Source organism: Burkholderia sp. NRF60-BP8 (assembly GCF_001522585.2).
GTDB lineage: Bacteria > Pseudomonadota > Gammaproteobacteria > Burkholderiales > Burkholderiaceae > Burkholderia.
This window is the reverse complement of the sequence record NZ_CP013373.1, coordinates 2,217,985-2,235,360: the sequence shown is the minus strand read 5'-3', so window position 1 is coordinate 2,235,360 and position 17,376 is coordinate 2,217,985. Positions and strand designations below refer to the sequence as shown.

Below are 17,376 nucleotides of genomic sequence, written 5' to 3'. Positions count from 1 at the left end.
TTCGAACACATGAAGACCACGTTTCTGGATTTCGAACAGCCGATCGCCGAACTCGAGGCCAAGATCGAAGAGCTGCGATTCGTGCAGGACGACTCGGCTGTCGATATTTCGGAAGAAATCGAGCGGCTGTCGAAGAAAAGCCAGCAACTGACGAAAGACCTCTACGCGAACCTGTCGCCGTGGCAGGTTTCGCAGATCGCGCGGCATCCGCAGCGTCCGTACACGCTCGATTACGTCGCGGAGCTGTTTACCGATTTTCACGAGCTGCATGGCGACCGCGCGTTCGCGGACGACCTGTCGATCGTCGGCGGTCTCGCACGCTTCGGCGGTCATCCGTGCATGGTGATCGGTCACCAGAAGGGCCGCGACACGAAGGAGCGCGCCGCGCGCAACTTCGGGATGCCGCGCCCGGAAGGCTATCGCAAGGCCGAACGCCTGATGCGTCTGGCCGAGAAGTTCGGGCTGCCGATCTTCACGTTCGTCGACACGCCGGGCGCGTACCCGGGCATCGGCGCGGAAGAGCGCGGCCAGTCGGAGGCGATCGGCCGCAACTTGTACGTGATGGCCGAGCTGAAGACGCCGATCATCACGACGGTGATCGGCGAGGGCGGCTCGGGCGGCGCGCTCGCGATCGCGGTGGCCGATACCGTGATGATGCTGCAGTTCTCGACCTACTCGGTGATCTCGCCGGAAGGCTGCGCGTCCATCCTGTGGAAGAGCGCCGCGAAGGCGCCGGAAGCGGCGGAAGCGCTGGGCCTGACCGCGCACCGCCTGAAGGCGCTCGGCCTGATCGACAAGATCGTCAACGAGCCGCTCGGCGGCGCGCATCGCGATCCGAAGGGCATGGCCGCGCTGCTGCGCCGTGCGCTGGCCGATTCGCTGCGCCAGTTCCAGGGCATGAGCATCGATGCGCTGCGCGAGCGCCGCTTCGAGCGCCTGATGGCCTACGGCAAGTTCAAGGAAACCACGCCCGGCGCATGACCGGCTGCGTATTCGATTCGCGCGCCGCTGCGCGCGCGTCCCGCTCGTGATCCCGCCCAACGAATTTTCCGCCGACCGTGTCGTATTCGACGCGGTCGGCGTTGCGCTTTCCGGCCTGCCGCCGGATGCGCGCATCGCGATCGCCTACAGCGGCGGCCTGGATTCGACGGTGCTGCTCGATGCGGCCGTGCGCGTCGCGGGCGCATCGCGCTGTGTCGCGCTGCACGTGCATCACGGCCTGAGCGCGAACGCCGATGCATGGGTCGCGCATGCCGAAGCGCAAGCGGCGCAGCTCGGTGTCGCATTCGAATCGATGCGCGTCGACGTGCCGCGCGACAGCGGGCTCGGTCTCGAGGCGACCGCGCGCGAGCGTCGCTACGCGGCGCTCGACGAGATGGGCGAGCGCCACGGCGTGGCGGCGTTGTGGCTCGCGCAACATGCGGACGACCAGGCGGAAACGGTGCTGCTGCAACTGTTGCGCGGGGCGGGAATCGCGGGGCTTGCCGCGATGGCGCCGCGTTATCGCCCCGACGGCACGCGCATCGAGCGTGTGCGTCCATTGCTGCGACTGTTGCGCGCACAACTCGAGCGCTATGCGGAGCAGCACGCGCTCGCGTGGATCGACGACGAATCGAACGGCGATACGCGCTATGCGCGCAATGCGCTGCGCATCGACGTGCTGCCGGCGCTGGCCGTGCATTTCCCGGGCTTTCGCGACGCGCTTGGTCGCGCGGCCCAGCATGCGGCGGCCGCTCAGCGGCTGCTCGACGATCTGGCCGAGCTGGATTTCGCCGTCGCCGCGCGCGACGACGGTCGGGCGCTGTCGCGCGATGCGCTGGTCGCGTTCGACGACACGCGAGGCGCGAACCTGCTGCGCTTCTGGATGCGTCGGCTCGGTTTGCCGGGCGCGTCGGCTGCCCGGCTGGCCAACATGATGCGGCAACTGCGCGCGGCGCGCGACGCGCATGCGCTGCGCGTCGATCATGCGGGGCAGTGCCTGCGGCTCTATCGCGATGTCGTCTACTGGGAAGCGGGCGACAGCAGCGAACCGGCCGACGACGGTACGGGCACGCCGCAACCGGAGGCGGCGCTCGCCTGGGACGGACAGGAAGTGTGGCGCCTGCCGGGATGGCGCGGCACGTTCGTGTTCGCGCCGGCCGACGCGGGCAGCGCAGACGCGGTGCCGGAGGCACTGCTGCGCGGCGCGCGACTGGCGGTGCGCACCCGGGCCGGCGGCGAACGGATGCGTACGTCGCCGGGCGGGCCGGGCCGGACGCTGAAGAATCTGTTCCAGGAGCGCGGCGTGCCGGCGTGGCAGCGCGACGTGCCGCTGCTGTTCGCGGGCGACCGACTGATCTACGTGCCGCGGCTGGGCGTCAATCGCGACATCGACGTGCCCGAGGACGCGGCGCCCGGCGCCCCCGCATCCCCCGCATGGCGCCGGATCGAATGGCGCCCGGACCTGCTGATCGCCTAGCGGCGGCGGGCTGCCGGCGGCGCGACGGCGGACCCTTTTCACCATTTGGTAAACAGCGCCGGAACGGCCGTCGACACGGTGCGCGGCTTGTCAAGCGGGCTTCTATCGGGTACGCTCGGTCGTTTGCTCGGCTCGATTTTTGAGCGTTTTGTGCAGGTTTTCCGCGTGACGTACCCGGTTTGCGCGGCCTGATCGGCCTTCCGGGCAAAATCCGTCACGCTTGCGTGTTGCGTCCCAGCCGTCCCCCTCGTCGTCCGTCCACAGCCACAAGCCGCGTGACCGAACGGCTCCGCGGCCTGCCCAGCGCGCCCGTGCGGTTTCTCCTCCAGTTCAGAACGACAATGGCACTCATCGTACACAAATACGGCGGCACTTCGATGGGCTCGGTCGAGCGCATCAAGAACGTCGCGAAACGCGTCGCAAAATGGCATCAGGCCGGGCACCAGATGGTGGTCGTGCCGTCGGCGATGTCCGGCGAAACCAACCGTCTGCTCGGTCTTGCGAAAGAGATTTCGAGCCAGCCGAGCCCGCGTGAGCTCGACATGATCGCGTCGACCGGCGAGCAGGTCAGCGTCGGCCTGCTGTCGATCGCGCTGCAGGAAATCGGCGTCGAGGCCGTGAGCTATGCCGGCTGGCAAGTGCCGATCAAGACCGACAGCGCATTCACGAAAGCACGCATTCACTCGATCGACGACGAGCGCGTGAAGGACGATCTGAACGCGGGCAAGGTCGTGATCATCACGGGCTTCCAGGGCGTCGACCCGGACGGTCACATCACGACGCTCGGCCGTGGCGGCTCGGACACGTCCGCGGTGGCGGTGGCGGCCGCGCTGGGTGCCGAGGAGTGCCTGATCTATACCGACGTCGACGGCGTCTACACGACCGATCCGCGTGTCGTCGAAGAGGCGCGCCGCCTCGATCGCGTCACGTTCGAGGAGATGCTGGAAATGGCGAGCCTCGGCTCGAAGGTCCTGCAGATCCGCTCGGTCGAATTCGCCGGCAAATACCAGGTGAAGACGCGTGTGCTGTCGAGCCTGACCGATCCGCTGATTGCGCTCGACGAAGAAATGCGCTCGGGCACCCTGATTACTTTTGAAGAAGACGAGACCATGGAAAAGGCAGTCATTTCCGGCATCGCGTTCCAGCGCGACGAAGCACGCATTGCGGTGATGGGCGTGCCCGACAAGCCGGGTATCGCATATCAGATCCTCGGCCCGGTGGCCGATGCGAACGTCGACGTCGACATGATCATTCAGAACCAGAGCGTCGAAGGCAAGACCGACTTCACGTTCACGGTCGGCCGCGGCGACTACCAGAAGGCAATGGACATCCTCACCAACCAGGTGCAGGGCCATGTGAGCGCCGAGCGCGTGCAGGGCGACCCGAAGGTGTCGAAGGTGTCGGTCGTCGGCGTCGGCATGCGTTCGCACGTGGGCGTCGCGAGCAAGATGTTCCGCACGCTGTCGGAAGAGGGCATCAACATCCAGATGATCTCGACGTCCGAAATCAAGATTTCGGTGCTGATCGACGAGAAATACATGGAGCTGGCCGTCCGCGCGCTGCACAAGGTATTCGAACTCGACCAGGCATCGTGAATTTTTCGTGATGCATTGAAGAAAATGCATCACGGAAATTGACGTACGGTTCGAAACCCTTTATTATCTCGTTCTCGTCGCACTGCCTCCCTGGTGCGAGCGAAAGTTTGGGAGACGTGGCCGAGAGGTCGAAGGCACTCCCCTGCTAAGGGAGCATCTGGGCCAAAACCTGGATCGAGGGTTCGAATCCCTCCGTCTCCGCCAAAAGCGGTGACAAAGCCCCGCAAGTTCTCGGACTTGCGGGGCTTTTTCTTTTTCAGCCTGGGGCTTGCCCAATTTCGCGAACCCGCCTCGACGCAACATGTTTGCCGTCGTCGATCGGCGCCTGCTAGTCCGGCACGCGGATGTTGAACGGCTTGCCGGGTATCCAGGCCCACGTGGCAAGAACCTTCGCCCCTGCCGGCCCGGCAGTCGTCACGTGAACGGCACCGGCCGGCATCCGGTAGCTCTCGCCGGCGTGAACGACTCGCGTGGCTTGACCGTCGGCCTCCACCGTGACCTCGCCGGACAGCACGTATGCAACCTCGGGCCCAGTCGCCTTGTGCCGCGGCTTCGACGCGTTCGGAGGAAATTCGGCAATGCCCATGCCCATCTCGTGATCCGATCCCGGGACGGGAACGCGTTGCAAGACGACGGTGTCCTTGGCCGCGGGTGCCCGATCGACGGCTTCGGCGAGTCGAGCGCTCGCCAGGGTCAGCAAGATGAGAGGAAGGCAGTGATAGATTTTCATGGGACAGTCTCTGACTAGCATGCGCCGTCGGCGCGTGACGGGAGAATCCGGTATGCGGAGGTCGCTCCATCGATCGAGGTGTGCTCGCCGGCAACGACGATCCCGACCGCTGTCGGGGAACGAAGGAATGCAGCGAACGTACCGAAGCCACCGGTCGAGCCGGCTTTGCTGCGATCTGCACGGCGAGCGAGGAACTATGCCTACCGTCCGGCCCGTCGACAATCGAGAACATCTTGTCCACGCCGAAAGAAAATCTTTGGGGCGAACGGAGCAGGTGCGGCGTAGGGATATGAAGCGGGAATCGTCCGCGAGCGACTTTGTCCGGCTAACCCGGGTCTATCGGCATGCAATGTGCAATGGTCGACGACTCCCGCACCACGCGATCACTAACGTGCGATGACCCTGCGCGTAGGGAATTGCTCGAGATATCGGCGTTAGCGGCGGGCCACGTGAAACCGACAGGCGAGGGCAACGCTTTGCCCGGCTTGCGCTACGCGAAATTAATCGAAATAGTAATGAAAGTATTCGTGTAAGACGGAGAAGGCGAAGCGACCGCTGCATCGCGGAACGTCAGCCATCTCGTTCCAACCCTTTGAAATGATCGGTTGACGTCAAAAATGCGGCAGCGCGTCGATAGGCGTGGCGTAGCCGATCACGTACTACGAAAAATTACTCATAAAAATCAGTGAACTATGTCGACTCCCAAAAATAACACTCTGCTGCGCTGCAGAAAATAATCAATCGCCTTATGCTGGTTAACCCGATCGCGTTTGAGCGACATCAAGTTTTCCGGTGATGCCGCTTTACATTTAGCCAACATTGGCGATTCACGAAATCTACCTGTCGATTCGATTTCGTTCCTTTCGTCGCGCCTGTCCCCGATGCAACGCGCGACCTCCTCAAGGCTTTGTTGACATGCACGATTTCCCCTTCCTGAGCCTGGCCATCTGGGTTCCGATACTGTTCGGCGCGGGGTTGCTGCGCGCCGGTTCCGACCGGCATTCACGCCGGATACGACTGATCGCGCTGGTCGGCGCGATTGCCGGGCTCGCGGCCGTCGTCCCGCTGATTGCCGGCTTCGACGCGCATTCGGCGACGATGCAGTTCGTCGAAAGACGCGACTGGCTGGCGGCGTTCAATGCCGGATGGCGGGTCGGCATCGACGGCGCGTCGCTGTGGCTCGTCGTGTTGACCGCGTTCACGACGCTCGTGGTGGTGGTGGCGTCGTGGGAATCGGTCACGGTGCGCGTCGCGCAGTACTACGCGTCGTTCCTGATCCTGTCGGGGTTGATGGTCGGCGCGTTCGTCGCGCAGGACGGGCTGCTGTTCTTCATCTTCTTCGAAGCGACGCTGATCCCGCTGTATCTGCTGATCGGCACGTGGGGGCGCGAGCGCCGCGTGTATGCGGCCGTGAAGTTCTTCTTCATCTCGTTCGCCGGCTCGCTGTTGCTGTTGATGGCAATGCTGTACCTGTACGCGCAGTCGCATACGTTCGACATGGCCGTGTGGCGCACGTTGCAACTTGGCTTCGCGCCGCAGTTGCTGGTGTTCCTCGGTTTCTTCGCCGCGTTCGCGGTCAAGGTGCCGATGTGGCCGGTCCACACGTGGCTGAGCGACGTGTACACGGACGGTCCGACCGGTGCCGCGCTGATGCTCGCGATGCTCAAGCTCGGCGGTTACGGATTCCTGCGCTTCGCGCTGCCGATCACGCCCGATGCGAGCCACTTCTTCGCGCCGGCCGTGATCGCGCTGTCGTTGTTCGCGATCGTCTACGCGAGCCTGATCGCGCTCGCGCAGACCGATCTCGGCAAGCTGCTCGCGTATTCGACGGTCGCGCACATGGGGATCGTCACGCTCGGGCTGTTCCTGTTCAACCGGATCGGCGTCGAAGGCGCGATCGTGCAGCTTGTCTCGTACGGTTTCGTGGCGGGCGCGATGCTGTTGTGCGTGAACGTGCTCGTGGATCGCACCCGGCAGCGCGAGATCGCCGCGTACGGCGGCGTGGCGGGCGTGATGCCGCGTTTCGCGACCTTCACGCTGCTGTTCGCGATGGCCAACGTCGGCCTGCCGGGCACGTCGGGGTTCGTCGGCGAGTTCATGGTGATCATGGGCGCGATTCGCTTCAACTTCTGGATCGGCGCGATCGCGGCGCTCACGCTGATCCTCAGCGCGTCGTACACGCTATGGATGCTCAAGCGCGTGGTGTTCGGCAAGGTCTCGAGCCAGCGGATCGCGAAGCTCGCCGATCTGAACCGTCGCGAGATCGGGATGTTCGCGTCGCTCGCGCTGATCGTGCTGGCGGTCGGCATCGATCCGAAGCCCTTCACCGATGCGATCGATCCGACCGTCGGCAAGCTGATCCAGGAAGCGAGCCGTTCGAAAGTGCCGGCAGGGGACGGCCCCGTGCAAGCGCTGCCGTCGTACATGGCATCGACGCACGACTGATCGCGGCGCACCGAGCTGCGCCGATCGAGCGGGCCGCATCGCGCGGCGCGCATCGTTGCGCACGCATCGATCGAGGCCCGGCACGGCGCGTGCCGGGCTCGCTCCCGGCTGCGTGAAATTGCCCCGCGACAATGTGACTCACGGCAGATTTTGCAATGATGATTTGCCGCATGCACCGGTTTTTCATCGCACCCGCGCGACGTATGATTCGGCCAATTTCGTGAATCGAATGCGCATCGGGCATACGCAAACGGATTCAATGACCCTCGGGCGGTGTGATGAAAAGAAGCGTTTCAAGAGGCTGGACGGCGCTGATGTCGAGCGGCGCGGCGTTGAGCCTGTCAGGCTGTAATTTAGATGTACTAAATCCGAAAGGAAGCGTCGGCGCCGCCGAAAAGGCGCTGATCGCCACCTCGACGTGGGCGATGCTGATCGTCGTCGTGCCGGTGATCCTGCTCACGCTGTGGTTCGCGTGGCGTTATCGCGCGTCTAATCGCAGCGCCACCTACGCGCCGAACTGGTCGCACTCGACCGCGATCGAGGTCGTGATCTGGACGGTGCCGACGCTGATCATCCTGTTTCTCGGCGTGCTCACGTGGAAGACCACGCACGAGCTCGATCCGTACAAGCCGCTCGAATCGGCGGTGAAGCCGATCGACGTCGAGGTGGTCGCGCTCGACTGGAAGTGGCTGTTCATCTATCCGGAACTCGGCATCGCGTCGGTGAACCAGCTCGCGATTCCGGTCGGCACGCCGGTGAACTTCCGCATCACGTCGGATTCGGTGATGAATTCGTTCTTCATCCCGCAACTCGGCGGCCAGGTCTACGCGATGGCCGGCATGCAGACGCGCCTGCACCTGATCGCCGACGAGCCCGGCAACTACGCGGGCACGTCCGCCAACTTCAGCGGCCGCGGGTTCTCCGATATGAAGTTCCGCACGCTCGCCGAGCCGCGCGAGCAGTTCGACGCGTGGGTGCAGAAGGTGAAGGCGTCGCCGGACCGGCTCGACGCGACGATGTACGGCGGCGTCGCGCAGCCGAGCGAGAAGGCGCCGGTGCGCTACTTCTCGTCGGTCGACCCGCGGCTCTTCCACAACATCATCGCGAAATACAACGATGGCCACGTCCTCGACCTGAAGGACGCCGCCTGCGGCACGAAGGGGTAACGCATGTTCGGCAAACTCACACTTTCGGCGATCCCGTTCGATCAGCCCATCATCATGGGGGCCGGCGCCTTCATGGGGCTGGTCGTGCTGGGCATTCTCGCCGCGCTGACGATCACCGGCCGGTGGAAATGGCTGTGGACGGAATGGCTGACCACGGTCGACCACAAGAGACTCGGCGTGATGTACATCATCGTCGCGCTGATCATGCTGCTGCGCGGCTTCGCCGACGCGATCATGATGCGCATGCAACTCGCGCTCGCGTACAACGCGCCCGGCTACCTGCCGCCGCACCACTATGACCAGATCTTCACGGCGCATGGCGTGATCATGATCTTCTTCATGGCGATGGTGTTCATGGTCGGCCTGATGAACCTGGTCGTGCCGCTGCAGATCGGTGCGCGCGACGTCGCGTTCCCGTTCATCAACTCGCTGTCGTTCTGGATGACGGCGGTCAGTGCGATTCTGATCAACGTGTCGCTCGTGATCGGCGAATTCGCGCAGACGGGCTGGCTCGCATACCCGCCGCTGTCGGAGCTGCAGTTCAGTCCGGGGGTAGGGGTCGACTATTACCTGTGGGCGCTGCAGATCTCCGGCGTGGGCACGCTGCTGACCGGCGTGAATTTCTTCGTGACGATCATCAAGATGCGCGCACCCGGCATGACGCTGATGAAGATGCCGGTATTCACGTGGACGGCCCTCTGCACGAACGTGCTGATCATGGCGTCGTTCCCGATCCTGACCGCGACGCTCGCGCTGCTCGGCCTCGACCGCTACCTCGGCATGCACTTCTTCACGAACGACGCCGGCGGCAACGCGATGCTGTACCTGAACCTGATCTGGGCGTGGGGTCATCCGGAGGTCTACATCCTGATCCTGCCGGCGTTCGGAATCTTCTCGGAAGTCATCGCGACGTTCGCGAAGAAGCCGCTGTTCGGCTACAAGACGATGGTGTACGCGACCTGCGCGATCATGGTGCTGTCGTTCCTCGTGTGGCTGCATCACTTCTTCACGATGGGTTCGGGCGCGAACGTGAATGCGTTCTTCGGGATCATGACGATGATCATCGCGATTCCGACCGGCGTGAAGGTGTTCAACTGGCTGTTCACGATGTACCGCGGCCGGATCGAATTCACGACGCCGGTGCTGTGGACGATCGGCTTCATGGTCACGTTCACGCTCGGCGGCATGACCGGCGTGATGATGGCGATTCCCGGCGCGGACTTCGTGCTGCACAACAGCCTGTTCCTGATCGCGCACTTTCACAACGTGATCATCGGCGGCGTGTTGTTCGGCTATCTCGCGGGCTTCAACTACTGGTTCCCGAAGGCGTTCGGCTTCAAGTTGAACGAGAAGCTCGGCAAGGCCGCTTTCTGGTTCTGGCAGGTCGGCTTCTACGTCGCGTTCGTACCGCTCTACGTACTCGGCTTCATGGGCATGACGCGCCGCCTGAACCACTACGACAATCCGGCGTGGCATCCGTGGCTGCTGGTTGCCGCATTCGGCGCCGTGCTGATCGCGATCGGCATCGCGTGCCAGCTGCTGCAACTGGTGGTCAGCATCCGCAACCGCCATCTGCCCGAGTACCGCGACACGACGGGCGACCCGTGGGGCGGCCGTACGCTGGAGTGGGCGACCTCGTCGCCGCCGGCCGACTACAACTTCGCGGTGATCCCGCAGGTGCGCACGCTCGACGCGTATGCGGACATGAAGGCGCGCGGCGAAGGCCGGCCGAACCCGGCGGCGATTCGCGACATCCACATGCCGTCGAATACCTGTGCGGGCCTCGTGATCGCGATCTTCAGCCTGGTGCTCGGCTTCGCGCTGGTATGGCACATCTGGTGGATGGCGATCGGCGGGCTCGTCGGGATCGTCGCGACGCTCGTGATCTACAGCTCGCGCGATAACGACGGCTATTACATCCCTGCGTCGACGGTGCGCAAGACCGAAGACAAGCAGCCGACGCAGCGCACGGCTGCGCGCGTCGACGACGTGGAACTGGAGGCCAACTGATGTTGCAGAAAACCTTGAGCGCAACCCTGCTCGAGCACGACGACCATCCGCCGTCGCATTCGGTGTTCGGTTTCTGGCTGTACCTGATGACCGACTGCGTGATTTTCGCGGCGCTGTTCGCGACGTTCGCGGTGCTCGGCCACCAGTACGCGGGCGGGCAGACCGCGAAAGAGCTGTTCGACATTCCGGGCGTCGCGGTCGAAACCGCGGCACTCCTGTTGTCGAGCATCACGTACGGTTTCGCGATGCTGGCGGCGTACAAGCAGCGGCGCGGCGCGCTGCTCGCGTGGCTCGCGGTGACGTTCGTGCTCGGCGCGGCGTTTCTCGCGATGGAACTGCGCGAGTTCTCGCACCTGATCGCGGAGGGCGCCGGCCCGCAGCGCAGCGCGTTCCTGTCGGCATTCTTCACGCTGGTCGGCACGCATGGGCTGCACGTGACGGCCGGTCTCTTGTGGATGATCGTGCTGGCCGCGCAGATCGTATTGCGCGGCGGCGACCTGACCGATCGCGACCTGCGACGCCTGACGTGCCTGAGCCTGTTCTGGCACTTCCTCGACATCGTGTGGATCTGCGTGTTTTCCTTTGTCTATCTCGCGAGCGTGATCTAAATGGCCCATTCGCATTCGTCTCAACTCGAAGAAGGGCACGGCAGCGTCGGCGGCTACGTCGCCGGTTTCATCCTGTCGGTGCTGCTCACGGCCGCGTCGTTCGGCCTCGTGATGGGCGGCGTGCTGTCGCCGCATGCGTCGCTCGTCGGGCTCGCCGTGCTCGCGTTCGTGCAGATCGTCGTGCACCTCGTGTACTTCCTGCACATGAACGGCTCGTCGGGCCAGCGCTGGAACGTGATGGCGTTCAGCTATACGGTGTTGACCGCGGCGATCCTGATCGTCGGCACGCTTTGGGTGATGCACAACGTCAGCATGAACATGATGTCGCGTTGAGCGGCAGCGTGGCGCAGCGGGTCGATATCCGTGCGGATTCACGAAGTAAAGGCGGCACGCACGTGCCGCCTTTTTGTTTTTCCGGCTGTTGCGTTGCGCCGGGCAGTGCAGTCAGTGTCGCGCGCCCGCGTCGGCCGTCAGCGCATGCGTGCAGTCGGCGCGGTACTCGGCCGCGAGCCGATGCTTCGCGCCGTCGAGATCGTCGGGGTAGTACGGGCTCGCATGGGCCGGGTCGTAGCCGACCTGTTCGAGCTCGGTCAGCTCGCGCACGAGGTCCGCACGCGTGACGCCGCGACCCGTGTGCACGAACGGGTACGCGGTGCATTCCTGCGGCGTGAGGTGCGGCCCCGCGAACGCGGCGGTGCTGGCGCATGCGAGCAGCATGCAGGCGACGGTGGTCGACAGTTTCATCCGATGGCTCCTGGTTTCGCGGCCCGATGCCGCATGAGGTCAGCGTAGGCGCACCCGGTCGCAGGGTGGCCGACGCACGGATGAAACATGTTTCATGCGCGCGCGGTGCGATGCAGGATGAAGCTATTTTCATCTGGCGCCGCACGGCGATCGTAGCGCTTACGATAGTGGCGGGCGCATCGTGCGCGCCCGTGTTGAAGTTGATTGCGAGGGCAACCATGCGAGTACTGACGGTCGAGGACGATGCGGTGACTGCGAACGAAATCGTCGGCGAACTGACCGCACGCGGGTTCGAGGTCGACTGGATCGACAACGGCCGCGAAGGCATGATGCGCGCGATGAGCGCATCGTACGACGCGATCACGCTCGACCGGATGCTGCCGGGCGCGGACGGACTCGCGATCCTGACCGCGATGCGCACGGTCGGCATCGATACGCCGGTACTGATGCTGAGCGCGCTGGGCGACGTCGACGAACGCATCCGCGGGTTGCGCGCGGGCGGCGACGATTACCTGACGAAGCCGTTCGATTCCGGCGAACTGAGCGCGCGCATCGAAGTGCTGCTGCGCCGCCGGCAGGCATCGGGCGTGCCGCAGCAGACGCTGCTGAAGGTCGGCGCGCTCGAGCTCGACCTCATTTCGCGCTGCGCGCGCCGCGGCGCCGACGAGATTCCGCTGCTGCCGACCGAGTTCCGCGTGCTCGAATTCATGATGCGCAACGCGGGCCAGACGATCACGCGCACGATGCTGTTCGAGGCCGTGTGGGGCTATCACTTCGATCCCGGCACCAATCTGATCGACGTCCACATGGGCCGGTTGCGCAAGAAGATCGACCCGCCCGGCGCGGACCCGATGATCCAGACGGTGCGCGGGTCGGGCTACATGCTCGCTTGACGGAGGCGCGAATGGACGCAGCCCGCGCGGCGAACTTCACGCGCCGCTGGCATACGACGACGTTTCGCTGGCTGTGCGCGTACGCGGCGATCTTTTCGGTGTCGCTGCTGCTGCTCGCGGGCGTGATCAGCGTGGCCGCGACGCACACGATGACACGCGATACCGACGAGGTGCTCGCGTGGCAACTGATCTATTTCGATTCGATTCCCGATGCCGCGCTGCCGCTTGCGATCCATCGGCGGCTCGAGCACGAGCACATGCATACGAATTTCTACGGGCTGTTCGATGCGAACGGGCGCCGCTTGGCCGGCGACATCGCGACGCCGCCCACGCTGCGCACGGATCGCCACGGCCGTACGCTGGACCGCACGCTCGCGCTGCTCGACGGCCAGGCGGCGCCGGTCGCGCGCGCGATGGCCGTGCGCCGCGACAACGGGATGACGTTGGTGGTTGCACGCGACCTGTCGCATTTCATCCAGATCCGCGACGTCGCGATCCGCGGGCTCGTGGTCGGCGGCGTGATGATCCTGATCGCGGGCATCGCGGGCGGCAGCATGCTCGGGATGCGGCAGATGCGCCGCGTCGCCGCGATCCGGAGCGTCACGCGACAGATCGCCGAAGGCGATCTCGGCAAGCGGCTGCCGGTCGGCCGCTACGACGAACTCGATCTGCTCGCGCATCTCGTGAATCACATGCTCGACGAAGTCGAGCGACTGATGGGCGAGGTGCGGCATACCTGCGACGGGATCGCGCACGACCTGCGCACGCCGCTCGCACGCGTGCATACGATGCTGGCGCGGCTTGCCGACCAGCCGTTCTGCGCACACGATCCCGCGTCGGCGGCGCTGCTGGCGTCGGCGCGCGACGAAACCGACCGCCTGCTCGAACGTTTTCGCGCGATGCTGCGCATCTCCGAGATCGGGACGCTGAGCCGGCGCGGCGGTTTTGCCGCGGTCGACGTCGCGGCGTTGCTGCGCGACGTGTGCGAACTTTACGAGCCGCTGGCCGAGGCCGTCGACGTGTCGTTCGAGCTCGATGCGGCCGCGGTCGACGGCATCCATGGCGATCGTGCGTTGCTGTTCGAGGCGTTCAGCAATCTCGCGGACAACGCGATCAAGTTCACACCGCCGGGCGGCCGCGTGCGCGTCGTGCTCCGGACGACGCCGCATGGTCCGCTCGTCCGGTTCGACGACACCGGGCCCGGCATTGCGCCCGGCGAGCGCAAAGCGGTGCTCGAACGCTTCTATCGCGGCGAGCGCACGCGCCATGTGAACGGCTCGGGGCTCGGGTTGAGCATCGTGTCGGCGGTGATGCGCGTGCACGGTTTCGCGTTGCGGATCGGCGATGCCCAGCCGGCCGGTGCGGCGATCACGGTCGAATGCTGGCCGCGTTCGCTCGCGTGACGCAGGCGGGGGCGATCGATGCGCATCCTGCTGATTGCGCCGCCGACGCCGGACGCGTTGCGGCTCGACAAGGCGTTTCGCGAGAGCATGCACGGCGTCGAGCGCATCGGCGACTGGCGCGACGGCTGTTTCGCGGCGACGCAGGAGCGGTTCGACGCGATCGTGATCGTTGCGACCGACGGTGCCGCCATGCCGGCGATTCTCGACGGATTGCCGCCGCTCGCCGCGTCGGCCGGCAGCGCGACGATTGCCGCGATCGTCGCCGGCACGACGTCCGCCCAGCGTGCGCGGATGCTCGAGGCCGGCTGCGACGTATGCCTCGCCCATCCGTGTTCGTTCGTCGAATTGCACGAGCGGTTGCGCGCGCTGTGGCGCCGCGCGGGCATCGTCGCGATGCGTGACTCGATCCGGCTCGACACGGCGACGCGCGCACTCGACGAGCGTGGCCGGCAGCTCGCGCTCAGCGCACGGGAATTTCGCGTGGTCGAATGCCTGCTGCGCGAAGCAGGGCGGCCGGTCGGGCGCGACGCCGTGCTGCGTTACGCGTGGGGCGATGTCGACGTCGAACCCGAAACGGTCAATGCGCTGATCGTGCGGTTGCGGCGCAAGCTGGCCGCGCATGCGTTTTCCGCGCGGATCGAAACGGTTGCGCGATTCGGCTTCCGGTTCGACACGGGCGGATGACGGCCGAGGATATCGCCGCCCGGCTCGAAGAAGGTCTTGACGACCGCCGAAGCTGCCAAACAGCCGCGACTCGGTATGCGTGGGCTCGGCGGGGCAAATCGGCGTCGATTGTTACAAGACGTTAGCGCGGGCTTTCCGTTGCGATGCCGCGCATCAGTTCTTACAAACTTGAAATATGCGGGGACGGCGCTTGCCGCTATAGTCGAATCACACATGACACAACCAGAAGAGGAATCCATGAAGACTTTGCGTGTTGCCTCGCTCCTGACCGGTATGACGGCCTTGCTCGTGTCGGGCGCAGCAATGGCGGGAGTCAATGTCGGGATCAACGTCGGCGTGCCGGCACCGGTCTACGTCGCGCCCGCGCCCGTGTATGCGCCGCCGCCTCCGCCGGTCGTCTATCAGCCGGCGCCTGTCTATGCACCGGCGCCCGTGTATGCGCCGGCGCCGGCGATCGTGATCGGCTGGCACGGCGACCGCTACTGGGACGGCCGCCGCTACTGGGGCCGCGACGAGTGGTATCGCCACCATGGGCGCGGCTGGGGCGGCGATCGCGGCCACTGGGATCACGGCCGCCACAACGGCTGGCGCTGATCGACGACCGGTCGCGCATGCGTGCCGCGTGCGCGACAGCGGCTCGCGAGGAAACCGCCCGTGTGGCGGTTTTCTTTTGGCTCGACGGATTGAATGGGTAGAATCGCTCCACGTTACTACCCTCATTCGACGACAGGGCCTCTATGACGAAGGGTTCGCCCCGGACCGCCGCCGCGCGCGCCTGCGTCGGCGCGCTGCGGGCCGCCGGCCGCATGGCCGCGGTGCTGGCGCTGCACGCGGCGCTCGCCGCGCCGGCCGCGCACGCGGCCTACGCGATTGCGCAGTACGGCGAGCCGAAGTATCCGCCGGGCTTCAGGCATTTCGACTACGTGAACCCCGACGCGCCGAAGGGCGGCACGCTCGTGCTCGCGAACCCGAACCGGATGACGTCGTTCGACAAGTTCAATCCGTTCACGATGCGCGGCAACTCCGCACCCGGCATCGACATGCTGTTCGAGAGCCTCGCGACCGGCAGCTCCGACGAACCGGCGTCCGCATACGGGCTGCTGGCCGACGACATCGACGTCGCGCCGGACCGCCGCTCGGTCACGTTCCACCTGAATCCGCGCGCGCGCTTCTCGAACGGCGATCGCGTCACGGCCGACGACGTCAAGTTTTCGTTCGACACGCTGAAGAGCAAGCAGGCCGCACCGCAGTTCGGCGCGTATTTCGCGGAGATCGCGAAAGCCGTGGTCGTCGATCCGGCGACGGTCCGGTTCGAGTTCCGCAGCGCGAATCGCGAGTTGCCGCTGATCGCCGGCGGCGTGCCCGTGTTCTCGCGCAAGTGGGGATTGCGCGCGGACGGCTCGCGCGTCCCGTTCGACCAGCTCGCGTTCGAGCAGCCGATCGGCAGCGGCCCGTACCTGATCGAGCGCTACGACAACGGCCGCACGATCACCTACCGGCGCAATCCCGCGTACTGGGGCGCCGATCTGCCGGTACGGATCGGCACCAACAACTTCGAGCGGATCGTCTACAAGCTGTACGGCGACGGCGTCGCGCGGCTCGAGGCGTTCAAGGCCGGCGAATACGACGTGCTCGTCGAGTACGTCGCGCGCAACTGGACGCGGCGCGACGTCGGCAAGCGCTTCGACAGCGGCGAGCTCGTCAAGCGCGAATTCCGTCAACATAACGGCGCGGGCATGCAGGGCTTCTTCATGAACCTGCGCCGGCCGCTGTTCCGCGACGTGCGCGTGCGCCAGGCGCTCGATCTCGCGTTCGACTTCGAATGGCTGAACCGCCAGTTGTTCTACAGCGCATACACGCGCCTCGACAGCTATTTCGCCGATACCGACCTGCAGGCGACCGGTACGCCGGGCGAGGGCGAGCTGAAGCTGCTGGAGCCGCTGCGCGCGCAGCTCGATCCGGCCGTGTTCGGCCCGATGGTCGCGCAGCCGGACACGAATCCGCCAGGCTCGCTGCGCGCGAACCTGCTGAAGGCGCGCGCACTGCTCGAGCAAGCCGGCTGGACCTACCGCGACGGCGCGCTGCGCAATGCGAAGGGCGAGCCGTTCGCGTTCGAGATCCTGGACGATGCGGGCGGCGCGATGGAAGGCGTCGTGACCGCCTACCGGCGCAACCTCGCGAAGCTCGGCATCGACGTGCGCTTTCGCACGGCCGATTACGCGCTGCTGCAAAAGCGCCTCGATGCGTTCGACTACGACATGACGACGATCCGCCTGCCGGGCGTGCAGGTGCCGGGCGCCGAGCAATACTCGCGTTACGCGAGCAAGTTCGCCGACGAGCCGGGCTCCGACAACTTCATCGGGCTGAAATCGCCGGCCGTCGACGCGTTGCTGCATGCGCTCGGCACCGCGCAGACGCGCGAGGAACTGCTCGACGCGACGCACGCGCTCGACCGGGTGCTGATGCACGGCTACTACGCGGTCCCGCAGTGGTACAGCACGACGCACCGCATCGCGTACAAGCGCACGCTGGCCTATCCGCAGACGCTGCCGCTGTACTATTCGGCCGAGGGCTGGGTCGTGTCGACCTGGTGGGCGAAGCCCGATCACTGACCCGCGCCGGCCCTCCGTCCAACCCGCC

The 17,376-nt window shown here is 65.5% G+C and carries 15 protein-coding genes, 1 tRNA gene and 1 pseudogene; 14 read left to right on the top strand and 3 right to left on the bottom strand.

Features of this window, described 5'->3' with window-relative positions:
* The first annotated feature begins 9 nt into the window (after positions 1 to 9).
* Both WS54_RS23815 and tilS read left to right on the top strand, forming a co-directional pair.
* Complete coding sequence (locus tag WS54_RS23815; RefSeq protein ID WP_034207712.1) at positions 10 to 981, top strand: acetyl-CoA carboxylase carboxyltransferase subunit alpha; 972 nt, start codon at positions 10 to 12, stop codon at positions 979 to 981.
* A gap of 46 nt (positions 982 to 1,027) precedes the next feature.
* Positions 1,028 to 2,458, top strand: a complete 1,431-nt coding sequence (gene tilS, locus WS54_RS23810) for a tRNA lysidine(34) synthetase TilS (protein ID WP_059782920.1) — start codon at positions 1,028 to 1,030, stop codon at positions 2,456 to 2,458.
* Positions 2,459 to 2,579: 121 nt separating this feature from the next.
* Here the strand turns inward: tilS and WS54_RS34525 are convergent.
* A pseudogene (locus WS54_RS34525) lies at positions 2,580 to 2,817 on the bottom strand (hypothetical protein); the annotation flags it as partial.
* Between WS54_RS34525 and WS54_RS23805 the strand changes: the two are divergent.
* Both WS54_RS23805 and WS54_RS23800 read left to right on the top strand, forming a co-directional pair.
* On the top strand, positions 2,800 to 4,053 hold the full coding sequence (locus WS54_RS23805) for an aspartate kinase (protein WP_011549493.1): 1,254 nt from the start codon (positions 2,800 to 2,802) through the stop codon (positions 4,051 to 4,053). The pseudogene WS54_RS34525 and the gene WS54_RS23805 overlap by 18 nt on opposite strands.
* A gap of 110 nt (positions 4,054 to 4,163) precedes the next feature.
* Positions 4,164 to 4,257 (top strand) — tRNA-Ser (locus WS54_RS23800).
* Between the two features lie 124 nt (positions 4,258 to 4,381).
* Here WS54_RS23800 and WS54_RS23795 read toward each other — a convergent pair.
* Positions 4,382 to 4,783, bottom strand: a complete 402-nt coding sequence (locus tag WS54_RS23795; RefSeq protein WP_059782962.1) for a cupin domain-containing protein — start codon at positions 4,781 to 4,783, stop codon at positions 4,382 to 4,384.
* A 915-nt stretch (positions 4,784 to 5,698) separates the two neighbouring features.
* Between WS54_RS23795 and WS54_RS23790 the strand changes: the two genes are divergently transcribed.
* The 5 genes from WS54_RS23790 (at position 5,699) to cyoD (ending at position 11,345) form a co-directional block, all read left to right on the top strand.
* Positions 5,699 to 7,228, top strand: a complete 1,530-nt coding sequence (locus tag WS54_RS23790) for a complex I subunit 4 family protein (protein ID WP_059782918.1) — start codon at positions 5,699 to 5,701, stop codon at positions 7,226 to 7,228.
* Positions 7,229 to 7,506: 278 nt separating this feature from the next.
* On the top strand, positions 7,507 to 8,394 hold the full coding sequence (gene cyoA / locus WS54_RS23785; protein WP_034207708.1) for a ubiquinol oxidase subunit II: 888 nt from the start codon (positions 7,507 to 7,509) through the stop codon (positions 8,392 to 8,394).
* Positions 8,395 to 8,397: 3 nt separating this feature from the next.
* On the top strand, positions 8,398 to 10,404 hold the full coding sequence (cyoB, locus tag WS54_RS23780; RefSeq protein WP_059782916.1) for a cytochrome o ubiquinol oxidase subunit I: 2,007 nt from the start codon (positions 8,398 to 8,400) through the stop codon (positions 10,402 to 10,404).
* On the top strand, positions 10,404 to 11,012 hold the full coding sequence (gene cyoC / locus WS54_RS23775) for a cytochrome o ubiquinol oxidase subunit III (protein ID WP_027784811.1): 609 nt from the start codon (positions 10,404 to 10,406) through the stop codon (positions 11,010 to 11,012). The genes cyoB and cyoC overlap by 1 nt, the downstream gene beginning before the upstream one ends.
* The gene (gene cyoD / locus WS54_RS23770) at positions 11,013 to 11,345 is read left to right on the top strand and encodes a cytochrome o ubiquinol oxidase subunit IV (protein WP_034207706.1); all 333 of its coding nucleotides are present in this window, start codon (positions 11,013 to 11,015) and stop codon (positions 11,343 to 11,345) included.
* Between the two features lie 111 nt (positions 11,346 to 11,456).
* On the opposite strand, the gene WS54_RS23765 is transcribed toward cyoD, so the two are convergent.
* Positions 11,457 to 11,756: a DUF4148 domain-containing protein gene (locus WS54_RS23765; protein WP_034207705.1), complete on the bottom strand. Its 300-nt coding sequence runs from the start codon at positions 11,754 to 11,756 to the stop codon at positions 11,457 to 11,459.
* A gap of 218 nt (positions 11,757 to 11,974) precedes the next feature.
* Between WS54_RS23765 and WS54_RS23760 the strand changes: the two genes are divergently transcribed.
* From WS54_RS23760 to WS54_RS23740, 5 genes are all read left to right on the top strand, one after another.
* Positions 11,975 to 12,649 (top strand): response regulator transcription factor, encoded by a 675-nt coding sequence (locus tag WS54_RS23760; protein WP_034207704.1) that lies wholly within the window; start codon positions 11,975 to 11,977, stop codon positions 12,647 to 12,649.
* Between the two features lie 11 nt (positions 12,650 to 12,660).
* Positions 12,661 to 14,052 (top strand): sensor histidine kinase, encoded by a 1,392-nt coding sequence (locus tag WS54_RS23755; protein WP_059782913.1) that lies wholly within the window; start codon positions 12,661 to 12,663, stop codon positions 14,050 to 14,052.
* Between the two features lie 18 nt (positions 14,053 to 14,070).
* Complete coding sequence (locus tag WS54_RS23750) at positions 14,071 to 14,736, top strand: response regulator transcription factor (RefSeq protein WP_059782911.1); 666 nt, start codon at positions 14,071 to 14,073, stop codon at positions 14,734 to 14,736.
* Positions 14,737 to 14,973: 237 nt separating this feature from the next.
* Complete coding sequence (locus tag WS54_RS23745) at positions 14,974 to 15,330, top strand: hypothetical protein (RefSeq protein WP_027808916.1); 357 nt, start codon at positions 14,974 to 14,976, stop codon at positions 15,328 to 15,330.
* A 143-nt stretch (positions 15,331 to 15,473) separates the two neighbouring features.
* Positions 15,474 to 17,348, top strand: coding sequence for an extracellular solute-binding protein (locus tag WS54_RS23740; protein WP_034207701.1), 1,875 nt, complete (start codon positions 15,474 to 15,476; stop codon positions 17,346 to 17,348).
* Positions 17,349 to 17,376: the final 28 nt, after the last annotated feature.